At 42.4% G+C, this 14865-nt stretch carries 16 protein-coding genes; 9 read left to right on the top strand and 7 right to left on the bottom strand.

What is annotated here, in order from left to right:
- Window positions 1-276 (top strand): YolD-like family protein (locus ABS917_RS08240; RefSeq protein WP_350478555.1); only part of this gene is annotated, 276 nt, incomplete at its 5' end.
- A gap of 110 nt (window positions 277-386) precedes the next feature.
- Here ABS917_RS08240 and ABS917_RS08235 read toward each other — a convergent pair.
- The gene (locus ABS917_RS08235) at window positions 387-554 is read right to left on the bottom strand and encodes a hypothetical protein (RefSeq protein ID WP_350478554.1); all 168 of its coding nucleotides are present in this window, start codon (window positions 552-554) and stop codon (window positions 387-389) included.
- A gap of 359 nt (window positions 555-913) precedes the next feature.
- On the opposite strand from ABS917_RS08235, the gene ABS917_RS08230 reads away from it, so the two are divergent.
- From ABS917_RS08230 to ABS917_RS08195, 8 genes are all read left to right on the top strand, one after another.
- Window positions 914-1864, top strand: coding sequence for an L-threonine 3-dehydrogenase (locus ABS917_RS08230; RefSeq protein WP_350478553.1), 951 nt, complete (start codon window positions 914-916; stop codon window positions 1862-1864).
- Between the two features lie 273 nt (window positions 1865-2137).
- A complete protein-coding gene (locus tag ABS917_RS08225; RefSeq protein WP_350478614.1) occupies window positions 2138-3751 on the top strand; it encodes a long-chain fatty acid--CoA ligase in 1614 nt (537 codons plus the stop codon).
- 122 nt (window positions 3752-3873) lie between these two features.
- Window positions 3874-4551 carry a response regulator transcription factor gene (locus ABS917_RS08220; RefSeq protein WP_350478552.1) on the top strand — a complete coding sequence of 226 codons (678 nt, stop codon included), beginning with the start codon at window positions 3874-3876 and terminating at the stop codon, window positions 4549-4551.
- On the top strand, window positions 4544-5788 hold the full coding sequence (locus ABS917_RS08215) for a sensor histidine kinase (protein ID WP_350478551.1): 1245 nt from the start codon (window positions 4544-4546) through the stop codon (window positions 5786-5788). The genes ABS917_RS08220 and ABS917_RS08215 overlap by 8 nt, the downstream gene beginning before the upstream one ends.
- 165 nt (window positions 5789-5953) lie before the next feature.
- Window positions 5954-7747 (top strand): CotH kinase family protein, encoded by a 1794-nt coding sequence (locus ABS917_RS08210; protein ID WP_350478613.1) that lies wholly within the window; start codon window positions 5954-5956, stop codon window positions 7745-7747.
- A 5-nt stretch (window positions 7748-7752) separates the two neighbouring features.
- Window positions 7753-8454 carry a polyphosphate polymerase domain-containing protein gene (locus ABS917_RS08205; protein ID WP_350478550.1) on the top strand — a complete coding sequence of 234 codons (702 nt, stop codon included), beginning with the start codon at window positions 7753-7755 and terminating at the stop codon, window positions 8452-8454.
- Between the two features lie 19 nt (window positions 8455-8473).
- Window positions 8474-9178, top strand: coding sequence for a DUF4956 domain-containing protein (locus tag ABS917_RS08200; protein WP_350478549.1), 705 nt, complete (start codon window positions 8474-8476; stop codon window positions 9176-9178).
- Window positions 9179-9195: 17 nt separating this feature from the next.
- Window positions 9196-10059, top strand: coding sequence for a peptidylprolyl isomerase (locus ABS917_RS08195; protein WP_350478548.1), 864 nt, complete (start codon window positions 9196-9198; stop codon window positions 10057-10059).
- A gap of 26 nt (window positions 10060-10085) precedes the next feature.
- Here the strand turns inward: ABS917_RS08195 and ABS917_RS08190 are convergent, their stop codons facing one another.
- The 6 genes from ABS917_RS08190 to trpD form a co-directional block, all read right to left on the bottom strand.
- Entirely contained in the window at window positions 10086-10316 is a 231-nt protein-coding gene (locus ABS917_RS08190; RefSeq protein WP_350478547.1) for a sulfate permease, read from the bottom strand.
- A 145-nt stretch (window positions 10317-10461) separates the two neighbouring features.
- The gene (gene trpA / locus ABS917_RS08185) at window positions 10462-11241 is read right to left on the bottom strand and encodes a tryptophan synthase subunit alpha (protein ID WP_350478546.1); all 780 of its coding nucleotides are present in this window, start codon (window positions 11239-11241) and stop codon (window positions 10462-10464) included.
- Window positions 11238-12425 (bottom strand): tryptophan synthase subunit beta, encoded by a 1188-nt coding sequence (gene trpB / locus ABS917_RS08180; protein ID WP_350478545.1) that lies wholly within the window; start codon window positions 12423-12425, stop codon window positions 11238-11240. The genes trpA and trpB overlap by 4 nt, the downstream gene beginning before the upstream one ends.
- Window positions 12422-13039: a phosphoribosylanthranilate isomerase gene (locus ABS917_RS08175; RefSeq protein ID WP_350478544.1), complete on the bottom strand. Its 618-nt coding sequence runs from the start codon at window positions 13037-13039 to the stop codon at window positions 12422-12424. Before ABS917_RS08175 ends, trpB begins: the two co-directional genes overlap by 4 nt.
- Entirely contained in the window at window positions 13036-13830 is a 795-nt protein-coding gene (trpC, locus tag ABS917_RS08170; protein WP_350478543.1) for an indole-3-glycerol phosphate synthase TrpC, read from the bottom strand. The genes ABS917_RS08175 and trpC overlap by 4 nt, the downstream gene beginning before the upstream one ends.
- Window positions 13827-14864, bottom strand: coding sequence for an anthranilate phosphoribosyltransferase (trpD, locus tag ABS917_RS08165; protein ID WP_350478542.1), 1038 nt, complete (start codon window positions 14862-14864; stop codon window positions 13827-13829). The genes trpC and trpD overlap by 4 nt, the downstream gene beginning before the upstream one ends.
- Window position 14865: the final 1 nt, after the last annotated feature.

Below are 14865 nucleotides of genomic sequence, written 5' to 3'. Positions count from 1 at the left end.
CCGGAGCATGTCCAACTATTGCGTGAATGGCAAGAAGAAGACACAATTGTTACCCAACCCCAACTCGACGAAGCCCAGTTAGAACAAATTAACATCAATCTGCAGCGAGCCTACGCAGAGCATTGCCCGATCCAACTAAAAGTATGGGAGCAAACAGGCCTTTATACAGTTTCCGGAGCAATTCAAAAAATCAGTATCCACGAACAATACGTCAAGCTGGCAAACAGCGAAAAAATTCAATTCCACCATATTTATGAAGCACTCTTGGATGAGTAGACTTTCTAATCGTCCGATAAAAAATAAGATGATAAAACCAGGTATTAAGTAAGTTAATTGGAATGGAGGGAAGGCGAGTGTTCGTGCTGACGGTTTCACCTTTCGCACTGCTAAAACACTAGCTGACGGCTGGCGCCTTTCGCTACAAGCAAGCTTCCAGCGGGAACAGCAAAATTTATTTTGCGACGAAAGCGAAGCGTCAGGAGCACCGTCGCCTGAGCAAAAGGAACAAAAGCTAAGAACGCCACGTCCTGTGGCAACGCTTTTGTGACCAACATCGTGTTGGCCTCGTGCCCGCGGAAAGCGTCCGACCCGGAATGGAAATCACCCCTGTTAGAAAGAGAAATTAAATTTCTCTCGATTTTACAACCAGAGCCACACGTATAAAAGTAATCTTTCTGTTCGAATATTTCACACGTACAAATGTATTGCTCAAAAAGAATATTTTTAACATATTGTTTTTTACAAAAGAACATCCTATAATGAATTTCATGAAAATGTTTGAACATCAAGTTTTGCGGATGGTTCTATGTATTTTCCACAAGGACAATTGTTTTAATAGATGAGAAATAATAGACGGTATATTCAGTGGTCACAGGCTGAAAATATGTCTTTTAAAGGATAGGGAGGCTTCAGATTGAAGAAAATTATGGTGACCGGTGCTTTAGGTCAAATTGGTTCGGAATTAGTAGAGAAATTACGCCATACGTATGGCACAGATAATGTATTGGCAACAGATATTCGAAAAATTGATCAGCATGAAGGTCCATTTGAAGTATTGGATGTAACAGATGGGAAACGCATGCACACACTTGCCCATGATTTTGGTGCAGACACGATGATACACATGGCTGCATTACTCTCGGCAACAGCAGAAAAAAATCCGGTATTTGCCTGGAATTTAAATATGGGCGGTTTAATGAATGCACTTGAAGTGGCACGTGAATTAGATATGCAGTTTTTCACGCCAAGTTCAATCGGCGCATTCGGTCCTTCTACGCCAAAGGACAATACACCACAAGATACACTGCAGCGTCCAACAACGATGTATGGTGTCAATAAAGTGGCAGGTGAATTATTATGCGACTACTACTACACACGCTTTGGACTGGATACACGCGGTGTCCGTTTCCCGGGGCTGATTTCTTATGTGACGCCACCTGGTGGAGGAACGACGGACTATGCGGTAGATATTTATTATAAAGCTATTGCGGAAGGACGCTACACATCGTATATTGCAGAAGGTACGTATATGGATATGATGTATATGCCGGATGCACTGCAGGCTATTGTTGATCTAATGGAAGCAGACCCGGCAAAGCTTGTGCACCGCAATGCATTTAATATTTCGGCGATGAGCTTTGAGCCGTCTCAAATCGCAGCCGAAATTAAAAAGCATATTCCAAGCTTCACAATGGATTATGATGTGGACCCGATCCGTCAGGCAATTGCCGACAGCTGGCCAAATGCAATCGACTCATCAGCAGCGATTGAGGAATGGGGCTTTAAAGCAAGCTACGATTTGGAAAAAATGACGGTCGATATGCTGGAAAAACTAAAAGTACGACTAGCGCAAAACGCGATTTAACTTATAGAAGCGAGTGAAACTGTTGAAAAGCAGTCACTCGCTTTTTTGTATAGGCGCATGCGAAATTCCTCGATGCGGGAGACCTTAAAAGCAAAATCCTATAATATCCGCTTTCTATAATAAAATGAAAACTCTGCATTATTGACTAAATATTTTCATTTTTCAGTATATTACATTAAAATGATATTGGGGGAGAAATTAGGAGGTGTTTTTATCGGTAATGGGGATTGCCGGTAAAAGATAACGCCTCATAAAAGGGGGAAATATATAATGATGATGCAAACACCACTCGTTCTAACGAATATGATCAAGCGTGCAGAAACGTATTATGCACACAAAGAAATTATTTCACGTACAAGTGAGGAAAAGGTTCATCGCCTTACATACGGGCAATGGGTGAAACGCACAAGAAGACTGGCGCATGCATTAACAAAGCTAGGCATGGAGCGCGGCGACAAGATTGCGTCATTTGCCTGGAATCAGCACCGCCATTTAGAAGCGTATTTTGCGGTTCCATGTACAGGTGCAATTTTGCATATGGTCAATATTCGTCTGTCACCGGAACATATTGCGTACATTATTAATCATGCGGAAGATAAAATAATTTTAATAGATGAAGATTTAGTGCCGCTCATTGAAGAATTGCAGTCGGAGCTGAAAACAATTGAACATTACATCATTATGGCGGATGGAGAGCTGCCGGAAACAACTTTGCCTAATGTCCTGTCATACGAGGCATTGCTGGAAGAAGCAGATGAAAACTTTGCGTTCCCGGAAGATTTGGATGAAAATGCGCCGGCAAGCATGTGCTACACAAGCGCAACAACAGGAAATCCAAAAGGGGTCGTGTATACACATCGTTCGCTCGTGCTGCATTCCATGTCGATTTCAATGGTGGATACAATGGCTATTTCAGAACGTGATACGATTTTACCGATTGTTCCGATGTTCCATGTCAACGCTTGGGGGATGCCATTTGCAGCAGTGAATGTAGGAGCGACGCAAGTATTAATCGGCCCTCAGTTTACACCGGCATTAATACTGGATGTCATTGAGCAATACAATGTAACGAAAACGGCAGGGGTCCCGACAATCTGGCTTGGTGCATTGCAGGAGCAGGAAAAAAGAGCACGTAACTTATCCACATTGCAGGAAATTTTCTGTGGAGGATCGGCTTCACCAAAAGGACTTATTAAAAAATATGAAGAAATGGGCGTCAACTATATTGTGGTGTACGGTATGACGGAAACTTCACCGATTGTTTCGATGTCACGTGATATGTCACATATGGATGACTGGTCATTAGATGAAAAAATCGAAACACGCGCGATGCAAGGTTTAACGGTTCCCGGGATAGAGTCAAGCATCGTCAATGAAAACGGTGAAGTACCTTGGAATGGCGAAACAATGGGCGAGCTGCGTTTGCGTGGTCCATGGATTGCAGCAGAATATTATAAAGATGAACGTACAGCGGAAGCATTTTCTGATGGTTGGCTATATACAGGAGATATCGCGGTTCGTTCAAAAGAGGGATTCATTAAAATAACAGACCGAACGAAAGACCTGATCAAATCCGGTGGTGAGTGGATATCGTCAGTTGATTTGGAAAATGCGCTTATGTCGCATGAAGCGGTATTTGAAGCGGCAGTGATTGCCATTCCACACGCGAAATGGCAAGAGCGTCCGCTGGCATGTGTTGTCCTGAAAGAGGGAGCACATGCCACTAAAGAAGAGCTGACGGCATTTTTGGAAGGTCAATTTGCAAAGTGGTGGCTGCCGGACGATATCGTCTTCTTAACGGAAATTCCGAAAACTTCTGTCGGGAAATTCTTAAAGGCAAAGCTACGTGAAAATGTGAATGAAATTTATCCACAGCTCCAACTATAAATTGAAATGATGGGAACGCTCTGAATTACCGGGCGTTTCCTTTTTTATTTTTTTACTAGAATAAAAAGGAAAGGTGTGCAAAAATAATGGCAAGTTAATTTCAATTAAAGAAGGTGCGGAAATTGCGAATTTTAGTAGCGGACGATGATCATACATTGTGTGAAAACATCGCGAAAATATTGAAGCTCGATTTTTATGCGGTTGATTCCGTATTTGATGGAGCGGAAGCGAAGGATTTAATCGATTATTATCAATACGATCTGCTCGTACTCGACTGGATGATGCCGGAAGCTTTAGGAACTGAAGTTTGTCGGTATGCACGGAGCAAAGGGTTTGATGGCGGGATATTGATGCTGACGGCAAAAGATGCAACGGAAAACATTATCGAAGGATTGGATAATGGCGCGGATGACTATATGGTGAAGCCATTTAAAATGGAGGAGCTTCGCGCAAGAGTCCGGGCACTGTTGCGTCGGAAAAATAAGATGTTGGAAGAGGAAATCAGCGTAGGGGCACTGAAACTTAATAAAAACAAGCGGACTGTTTTTATTGAGAATTTCGAAGTAAGTCTGACGAAAAATGAATTTCTGCTGCTCGAATACTTAATAGAAAACAGGGAACAAGTACTGACGCATGAACAGATGATCGACTATATTTGGGACATAGATGATAATGCCAATACGAATACGCTGGCTGCGCTCATTCGCCTAGTACGCAAGAAAATCGATATGGAAGATGAGCCGTCCTATATTCAAAGCATTCGCGGACTTGGCTACAAATTGAGGGACACCGATGTTTAGAAAAATAAAAATGCGCCTCACATGGATGAACGCCATCAGCTACTTTATTTTCCTCGTGCTGTTTTTAACTGTTTTCTATATATCCTTTGCGCAAATTTTGAACAAAGTACAGGAAAATATGGTCGAAAGTTATGCGGCTAACAATATCGATAAGTTTTTCAATATTTATAACGGACCGCCAAAGCCTCCTCAGCGTTTTGAACTTGAAGTTGATAAAGTGAGCTTCTTTTATGTCATTAACCGTGATCTGGACATTTTGTACGGCGAAGAGCTATATGCCGGATTCAATGAAGTATTGCAGGAAAATTTAACGCCGGTAGAAACGAAACAGTTTAAACGATATGACTACGAAGGCGAAACATTGCTCGTCATGACACAGGCTGTGCGCATGAAAGGGGAGACACTGGGCTATATTGCAGTTGGCCAGGATGTCACGACATATGAAGAGCTTTTGCAAAATGTGCTCATTTTACTTATCATGCTGCTGACTGTTTCAAGTATCGGCATCGGGGTATTAAGTTATTTCCTGGTGAAAAAATCGATGGCACCGATTCAGACATCATATGAGCAACAACGTCAATTTGTAGCAAATGCTTCCCATGAGCTCCGGACACCACTTGCCGTACTGTACAGCTCGCTGGAATTATTCGAAGCGCAGATGAAGCAAAAGGAAACCGATTATCCAACCGATACGATGGACGATATGAAAAATGAAGCGAATTATATGAATGACATGCTTTCAAGTTTGCTTACGCTAACACGTTCGGATCAAAATCAAATTCAGCTGACAATCAGTGAAATGGATTTATCGAACGTACTCATTCAACGAACACGCCGCTTTGCAAAAACGGTACAGCATCTATCATTTCAGCTCGATATTGAGGACGATTTGACGATTGAAGCGGATAAAATATTGGTAGAAGAACTGCTTTATATTTTACTGAAAAATGCAGTGACCTACACAACGGAAGGTACTGTTCGTGTTCGTGCATATAAAGAAACAAGCTTCGTTAAAATCGAAGTGGCGGATACCGGTATTGGCATTGCAATGGAAGATTTGCCCCACATTTTCGAAAGGTTTTACCGGGCAGATAAAATACGCAATAAATCAGGAACAGGGCTCGGACTTGCCATCGCAAAAGTGATTGCCGATCTGCATGGCGGGCAAATTACAGTAAAAAGTGAGCTGGACGAAGGGACAGTATTTACTGTTGAATTGCCGATTGTTCAAAAGTAGGAGTTATGATTAACATCCGCAACAGAAATAAAATACATGAATTATAGACTCAACTTTTCTCTTCTGGAGAAAAATTGAGTTTTTTTATTTAACCGGACCGTTTTTTCATTTTCATTTCATTTTTCCACTGTATTGTATTGCTTGTAAGGAGGAATGACTTTGAAAGTGCGTACAAGATGGCTAGTTATCCCAATTGTTTTAACGGTTGCTGTTGTAATCGCTGCAGTTTATGGGCTGAAGTATTTCAACGTAGAAAAATCAACAGCAGGCTATGACTATAAAGAGCAGTTGTTTAACGAAGATGAACTCGGAGTCGTAGAAATAACGGTGAGTGACAGCAACTGGAATAAAATTTTAAACAATCCGACTGCCGAGGAATATGTGGAAGCAAAAGTAACGATCAACGGTGAAGCATATGACAATGTAGGGGTTCGTGCAAAAGGCAACTCCTCATTATCAAGTGTGGCGAACAGCGATTCTGAGCGTTACAGCCTAAAAGTCGATTTTGCCCAATATGATACGAACCAGACATTTTACGGTTTGGAGAAAATTAATCTAAACAATAACTTTTCAGATACAACACAAATGAAGGAATTTGTTTCATACGAACTGATGGAACAGCTGGGAATCGCGACACCGGCACACTCTTATGTGAAGGTACTCGTGAACGGTGAATATTACGGACTGATGCTGGCCGTTGAAGAGATCGGAGAAGCCTTTGCGAAAACAAATTTCGGATCGACGGAAGGGTTTATTTTTAAACCGGAAGGCGATGGCAGTGATTTAGTCTATAAATCGGATGAGACAGATGATTACGCTGGTATTTTCGATGAAGTAAAAATGAACAAACAAACGGCTGAAAAAAATTCGAATATCATCAACATGATGAAAGAACTTAGCGAGGGTGACACCTCTTCAGTAGATATCGACCAGATAGCCCGTTATTTCGCATTAAATACGGCGCTTGTCAGCATGGACAGTTATCAAGGCTCATTCAAGCATAACTACTATTTATATGAAGATGAAAACGGACAATTCTCGGTTATTCCATGGGATTATAACATGGCATTCGGCGGATTTGGCGGTGGGGGCGGTCGTCCGGACGGGCAAGCCAATGTCAATACGGATGGCGGGCAGAATAATAAAACACAAACAGAAGAACCCGTAAACAATCCGCCACAGATGAACGGTGGCATGGGTGGCGGCATGATGCTTAACGAAACGATCATAACCGAATCCAATATAAATTTCAGTATTAAGGAGCCTGTATCCGGAACAACCGTTGATGCACGCCCATTATTGGAAATTATTTTAGAGGACGAAGAAGCGCGGGAATTATATGACGGTTATTTAGAAAAAATCGCGGCTGAAATTTTAACAGAACAAAATGTACTTGCGATTACAACTGAATTACAAGATCTGCTGCAGGAAGCAATAGATGAAGATCCATCCAAATTTGCAACGACAGAGCAATTTCTGGCAGGAGTGAGTGGTGAACAAAGCTTGCCGGAATTTGCAAAACAGCGCGGCGAATCGATTTTAAAGCAACTTGCCGGTGAAATTGAAGGTGTATCTGGTGCGGGTTCAGGATTTGGCGGAGGCCAGGGCGGTGAAATGAATGGCGAAATGCCGGAAATGAACGGGCAAGCCCCACCGGATTTCGAGGATAACGGGCAAGGGAATGCCAACCAAGGGCGCGGTAATCGCCCACAAAGAGGACAGCTACCCGCAAACGGCGAAAACGGAGCACAAGACCGACCACCAGAAATGAACGGTGAAATGCCGAACTTTGAAAACATGCCCCAAATGAACGGCATGCCAGGGCAGCAACTTGTAAAAGACGCGGCAACAGGCAATTCAAAACAGACGATTATCATATTGGCAGCTTCCTTTGCAGCAGTCACCATCGCAATCGTTGCTGTTTTAATCCTAAGCAGAAGAAAATATAAAAAGGGGTGAGCAAGGTGTCAAAACAAACATCCTATAATCAAAATGGCCGCAGTGAAATGAAATTCGGGATTACGTATATCGACTATCAAATTTTAAAAATGAAGCTGCGTCATATGATGAAGCTTGATCCGCATGCAAATGCAAACGGGCGTTATCTTATCCGTTCCTGTTATTTCGACAACTTCGACAACAAGGTAATGAACGAAAAGAAGGAAGGCTTTTTAAACCGGGATAAATACCGCGTACGAATCTACAACAAAAGCGATGCGGTTATTCATCTTGAGCGTAAATCGAAGCGCAATAACCAGACATACAAATCTAAATGCCCGTTGACAAAAAAGGAATTTGAGCGATTACGTGTAAATGATTTCGAATGGATGAAAGATGATGAGCGTTCATTAATTCGCGATTTGTACAAAGACATTAGACTGTATCACCTGAAACCAACAACCGTTGTCGACTATGAACGTGAAGCCTACTTGTATGAGCATGGCAATGTGCGTATAACATTCGATTGCAAAGTACAGACAAGCTTGCGCAATACGGATATGTTCGACAAAAACTTACCAATGGTCGATGTACTAGATCAAAATGAAGTCATTTTGGAAGTGAAGTATGACGAGTACCTGCCGACAGTCATTAAAATGTTGCTGCAGGGTATTCATACGCGTCATGAAGCATATTCAAAATATCAGTTAAGCCGCATGTTTGGCTAAAAAATAGGAGGAATTTTAAGTGTTTACATTATTAGCAGCAACGAATATCACCAATTTTGATGATATTTTCAAATCGAGTTTCCTAGAAAAGACGTCCAGCTTTTCTTTAATCGACGCATTGATTGGACTGGCGAGTGCCTTTTTATTAGGTGTATTTATTTACTTCATATATAAGAAAACGTTTAATGGCGTTGTGTACTCTCATTCGTTCAATATTTCGCTGATGATTATGGCTATGGCAACAGCACTTGTCATTATGGGGATCAGTCAAAACGTTCTATTATCACTTGGTATGGTCGGTGCATTATCAATCGTTCGTTTCCGTACACCGATTAAAGACCCGATGGATTTAATATTCCTGTTTTGGTCAGTAGTAGTCGGAATTTTATGTGGTGCAGGATTTATTCCTTTAGCGGTAATTGGTTCAGTCATTATTGGAGCAGTCATTATTGTTTTCCAAAATAAAATTGTGATCGAAAACCCGTACTTAGTTGTTGTTCGATTTGAGCATGAAGAAACAAATGCAGTAATTGAAAGATTGTTGAGAGAAGCTTCAAAACGTTATTTATTAAAATCAAAATCGGTGATGAATGATGAACAAATGGAAGTAACCTATGAAGTACGCCTAAAGGGGAATGATGCTGCTTTCGTATCAACATTATCAAAAGTAGACGGTGTATCGTCAGCGGTAATGTTAAGCTATGACGGCAACTTCACAGCATAAAAACAGGGAGTGTAATAATGAAAAAAACTATAATCGGTATCACATTGATGACTTCACTTTTGTTGGCGGCATGTGGTAATACAGATAACGAGATTGTCGCAACAACTGCTTACGGGGATATTACAAAATCCGGATTTTATGAACAGATGAAAGAAATAGCCGGAACAACTCTTTTGGAACAAGTCGTAATCGATAAGATTTTAACGGATCAGTATGAAGTGTCGGACAAAGAAATAGAGGAGCAGCTCGAAACGTATAAAGAAATGTACGGAGAAAGCTTTGAATCGGCTTTGGCGACGAATGGCTATACAGAAGAAACATTCAAAGATACAATACGTTTCCAATTGCTCCAGCAAAAAGCGATGGAAGATGTTGAAGTAACAGAAGAAGAAATCGAGACCTATTATGAGCAAGGAAAATATGAGCTTCATACACGCCACATTTTAGTCGAGACGGAAGAAGAGGCGCAGCAATTGTATGAGCAGATTTCGGAAGGCGGCGATTTTGAAGCGATTGCTAAAGAAAACTCGCAGGATAGCGAAACGGCCGAAAACGGCGGCGATCAAGACTGGCTGTCCATTGCTGATATGGAAACAACATTTGCAGATACAGCGTATGCATTAGAAACTGGAGAAGTATCAGAGCCGGTGGAAAGTACTTTAGGCTATGAAATTATTCAGCTAGTAGATGAACGTGAAGTGAAAGACTATGCTTCACTGGAAGAGCAAAAAGAAGAAATCAAAAAGAAAATGATAGAGCGAATAGTTGCAAATACAGAGTGGGAAACAGTAGAAGCCCGTTTGTTGAAAGAAGCCCGCGTTACGATTAAAGATGCTGATTTTAAAGATGCATTTAGCGCAACATTAAATGAAGAAGAGTAAATGAAAAATAAAAACGGGAACGCATATTAACGAGCGTTCCCGTTTTTAACTGTATTGTCTTTAAAAAAGCGTTTAATCAACGCTAGGCCAAGATTAAAGAGGAAAATGATCAGCGCAACTCGAAAGAAAGCAACGCAATATTGCCAAACGGTTGTACTTTCAATAAAAAGGTTCGGCATATTATCGACTAATGCGTAAGTAAAATAACCCGCAAGCCCAATAAAAAACAAACCGGCAAAAAAATCCTTTACAATCATCTTGAACCTCCACTAAATAGATTTAATCAAAGGATACCATATAAAGGAAACATAATATATATAGAAGAAAGTAGGATGCAAGGATATGAAAAGAGAAGGGGTCCTCCAATTCTTCAAGTCTTTGCATCCTCTTAATATGCAGTGGTTAAATTACAGCCGATTTCTTCGTTGCCTGTACAAGCGCTTCGATTGTTGCCCAGTCTTGCTCAACGAGTGCCGTAACAATTTTACTGCCGACAATTACACCGTCCGTGATATCGCCAAAGCTTTTTACATGTTCAGTCGTAGAAATACCGAAGCCTGCTAACACCGGAATATTGCTCGCTGCTTTCAAGTTAGCAAAGTGGCCTGCAAGTTCCGTGGCAAAGCTTGCACGTTCACCGGTAATACCATTGACCGTAACGGCATAAACGAATCCTTCACTTGCAGCGGCTAATTTTTTAATACGTTCAGGAGGGCTCATCAATGATACGAGCTGGACAAGTGCAATGCCGTTTTCCTTTAAAGCATCATGCAATAAGACACTTTCTTCAAAAGGCATATCCGGTACAATCAGTCCTTGAACACCACCAAGTTTTGCATCCTCTGCAAATGCTTCAATTCCATAAGCTAAAATCGGGTTTAAGTACGTCATGACAACGAGCGGAATATGGATTTCCTGTGCAAAGCTTTGCAGTTCATCCAGCACCTTTTTCAATGTCACGCCGTGTGCGAGTGCACGTTCGCCGGCTTGTTCAATTGTTGGTCCATCAGCTACAGGATCTGTAAATGGAATTCCGACCTCAATTGCGGAAACTCCGATTTGCTGAAGCTTTAATATAGTAGGTTTTAACGTTTCAAGCCCGCCATCGCCTGCCATAATATAAGGAACAAATGCTTTATCCCCTGCTGCTAATACGTTTTCAAGCTGTATTTGCAATGTCATTTCACGCCACCTCCAAGTTTATCCATTAATGTGTGAACATCTTTGTCCCCACGTCCTGATAAGCAAACGACAACAATTTCATCAGCAGGTCTGTTCTTGGCAAATTGACTTGCGTAGTAAACGGCATGCGCGCTTTCCAATGCCGGCAAAATTCCTTCTGTTTTACATAATAGCTTCACACCTTCAAGTGCCTGTTCATCTGTAACAGAAGGGTAGGCAGCACGACCTGTTTCATGTAAATGACAATGTTCTGGTCCAACTCCCGGATAATCAAGTCCTGCTGAAATTGAATGCGCTTCTTGAACAAAACCGTTATCATCCTGCAGTAAATACATAAACGCACCGTGAAGGACACCTGTTTTCCCGACATGAATTGCTGCCGCATGCTTGTCGGTATTGACACCTGAACCTGCAGCTTCCACTCCATACAATGCTACACCCTGATCCTCCACAAACGGGTAGAACATTCCGATTGCATTACTGCCGCCACCGATACAAGCAATAACTGTATCCGGAAGACGTCCTTCCTGCTGTAAAATTTGGGCACGTGTTTCATCCCCGATGACACGCTGGAAATCACGGACAATTGTAGGGAAGGGGTGTGGTCCAAGTGCCGATCCTAAAATGTAATGCGTATCTTCTATATGAGTAACCCAGTGACGCAACGCCTCATTAACCGCATCCTTCAATGTAGCGGAACCTTTTTCTACCGCAACAACTTTTGTCCCGAGCAGCTCCATACGGAAAACGTTCAGTTGCTGACGGCGTACATCTTCTGCCCCCATGTAAACGATACATTCCATATCAAGCAATGCACACGCAGTTGCTGTTGCGACACCGTGCTGACCTGCACCAGTTTCAGCAACAATTTTTTTCTTCCCCATCCGCTTTGCTAAAAGTGCTTGGCCGATTGCATTATTTATTTTATGTGCGCCAGTATGATTTAGATCTTCACGCTTTAAATAGATTTTTGCACCGCCGACTTTTTTCGTTAAACGCTCCGCAAAATAGAGGGGAGTTTCACGTCCGACATATTGCTTTAAGTAATAATCAAGTTCTTCCTGAAAAGAGGGGTCTTTTTTTGCTACCTCATATGCAAGCTCCAATTCCTCAAGTGAAGTCATCAATGTCTCAGGCACAAATTGGCCGCCGAATCGCCCGAATCGTCCTTTTACTGTCGTCATAAAATCAACTCTCCTTTTGCTGTTTCAATAAAATTCGTAATCGCTGCTGAACTTTTTCGACCATCTACTTCTACACCACTTGAAACATCTACAGCAAATGGCTCGACAAGCATAATCGCCAGTCCAACATTTTCTTCATTTAGTCCACCTGCCAAAATGACCTTTTCAAGCGGGATCTTCACTTTATCAAGCAGCATCCAGTCAAAGGATTTTCCGCTTCCTCCACGGAAGTCAGTTCCAGGCGCATCGAACAAATAATAGTCCACATTATATGTCGCCGCACGTGTCACATCCTCTTCACCACGAATCGAGAACGCTTTAATTGCCGGCAGCCCGATTTCCTGAATCTGCTCGGGCGTTTCATCCCCGTGATACTGGATATAATCGAGTCCGACTTCTTTCGCAATTTGGCGAATAATGGCTTGCTCTTCATTGACAAAAACCCCGACTTTTTTGACCGTACTCGGAATTGCCTTTGCCAGTTCCGCTGCTTCCTCTACCGTTATGCGTCGTTTACTGGGCGCAAACATAAATCCGATAAAATCAGCACCTGCTTTGACGGCTGTTTCCACATGTTCAATTTCTTTTAATCCGCAAATTTTTACTTTTGTCATCGATTTTCGCCAACCTTTGCTATAATGTCGATTTGTAGTGCTTTAAGTGAATTTTTGACGTCTCCACTGCGCATTAATGCTTCTCCGACCAATATTCCTTTTGCGCCAGCATTCGCCACAAACTGGGCATCTTCCGGACCTAAAATTCCGCTTTCACTAATAAATGCTATCGGTGATGGGGGAAGAAGCTGTGCAATTTCAAGTGTTGCTGACAGTGAAACATCGAATGTTTTTAAATTCCGGTTATTCACCCCGATGATGTTTGCCCCAATGGCAAGGGCCCGCTTTAATTCATCAGCATCGTGTACTTCAACGAGCACTTCCAGCTGTTGTTCTGTCGCGTAGGCGTATAGGGATTTCAGCTGGTCTTCTGTTAATGCTGCGACAATCAACAGGATAACCGATGCTCCGGCAGCCTTCGCATAGTCGATCTGAACTTCATGAATAATGAAGTCTTTACATAAAACCGGTATGTCTACAGCATTTGCAACGGCATTTAAATCCGCATAGCTACCTTTGAAAAATGCGCGCTCTGTCAATACGGAAATACAGGCAGCACCTGCTTCTTCGTATTGTAAAGCTTGCTCAACAGGGTCGACTTCTGTCGCAATATCGCCTTTAGAAGGGGAGGCACGTTTCATTTCCGAAATTACTTGCAATGAATTGGCTGATATCAGTGTTTCGTATAGAGAAGGGCGAACCTTATCAATTGTTAAAAACACAGGCTTTGTCGAAAGCAATTGTGGCAGCTCAGTCTTTTTTTGGTCAATAATCCGGTCTAAAATTGTCATTTTACGGGTTCCTCCTGTATCTGTTCTTGGCTATAGGCAACGATATTTTCTAGCTTTTCATAAGCGCGTCCTGACATAATGCTGTCCTTCGCCATATCGATTCCTTCCTTCATCGTCTCGGCAAGCCCATATGCAAAGAAACCAATACCGGCATTTAAAAGAACCGTATCAAAATACACACTTTGTTTGCCTTTAAGTAAGTCACGCATAATGTCCGCATTTTCAGCAGGAGTGCCACCGCGAATTGCAGAAAGTGGCTGTGCGGCTAAGCCGACATCTTCAGCACGCAGTTTAAATGGGATCATGTCCCCCCGGTCTAACAGAACAAAAGTATTCTCACCATCCAGCGATGCTTCATCCATCCCTTGTGCACCTGACACGACGATTGCACGTTCACGTCCTAGCATATGGAGCACTTCCGCATAATCGGTCGTGAAGTTAGGTCGGTTAATGCCGACAAACTGTGTTTTTAACGGGACAGGGTTTGTCAGGGGGCCGACCAAATTGAAAATTGTCGGCTTGCCGATTGCCTGTCGTACTTCACCAATCCGTTTTAACTTCGGATGCATATTCGGAGCATGCAAGAAGGCGATACCATGCTGTCTGAGCAGTTCGGATGTTTGCTCGATATTCGGCAGCAGCGTAATGCCAAGTGCCTCCAACACATCCGAACTTCCTGAGGCACTTGATACTTTCCGGTTGCCGTGCTTAGCTACTGAAATGCCGCCACCTGCCAGTACAAATGCGGATGTTGTACTAATATTGAAGCTTTGAAGTCCATCACCGCCTGTGCCGCAGTTATCGATATAAATGCCTTCGGGTACGTCGACAGCAACTGCATGTGATTTCATTACTGAAGCTAAGCCTGCAACTTCATGTGCTGTTTCTCCTTTTGCGCTTATCGCCGTTAAAAATGAGGCGATCTGTTCTTTCGGTGTTTGCTCATTAAAAATTAGCTGTGCCGCCCGCTGCATTTCCTCAAAAACTAAGTGCTCTTTTCGCTCAATCTGTTCAATGTATGGAAGTAAAGACATG

This window comes from Solibacillus sp., from assembly GCF_040273735.1.
Classification (GTDB): Bacteria; Bacillota; Bacilli; order Bacillales_A; family Planococcaceae; genus Solibacillus.
Note: the sequence above shows the minus strand (reverse complement) of the source record. Positions and strands in the feature narration are given on the sequence as shown.

Excerpts from the sequence above, each read along its gene's own strand:
- ABS917_RS08235 (WP_350478554.1), bottom strand. The coding sequence starts at position 554 with ATGTTGGTCACAAAAGCGTTGCCACAGGACGTGGCGTTCTTAGCTTTT.
- ABS917_RS08225 (WP_350478614.1), top strand. The coding sequence starts at position 2,138 with ATGATGCAAACACCACTCGTTCTAACGAATATGATCAAGCGTGCAGAA.
- ABS917_RS08215 (WP_350478551.1), top strand. The coding sequence starts at position 4,544 with ATGTTTAGAAAAATAAAAATGCGCCTCACATGGATGAACGCCATCAGC.
- ABS917_RS08195 (WP_350478548.1), top strand. The coding sequence starts at position 9,196 with ATGAAAAAAACTATAATCGGTATCACATTGATGACTTCACTTTTGTTG.
- ABS917_RS08190 (WP_350478547.1), bottom strand. The coding sequence starts at position 10,316 with ATGATTGTAAAGGATTTTTTTGCCGGTTTGTTTTTTATTGGGCTTGCG.
- trpA (WP_350478546.1), bottom strand. The coding sequence starts at position 11,241 with ATGACATTGCAAATACAGCTTGAAAACGTATTAGCAGCAGGGGATAAA.
- trpB (WP_350478545.1), bottom strand. The coding sequence starts at position 12,425 with ATGACGACAGTAAAAGGACGATTCGGGCGATTCGGCGGCCAATTTGTG.
- ABS917_RS08175 (WP_350478544.1), bottom strand. The coding sequence starts at position 13,039 with ATGACAAAAGTAAAAATTTGCGGATTAAAAGAAATTGAACATGTGGAA.
- trpC (WP_350478543.1), bottom strand. The coding sequence starts at position 13,830 with ATGACAATTTTAGACCGGATTATTGACCAAAAAAAGACTGAGCTGCCA.
- trpD (WP_350478542.1), bottom strand. The coding sequence starts at position 14,864 with ATGTCTTTACTTCCATACATTGAACAGATTGAGCGAAAAGAGCACTTA.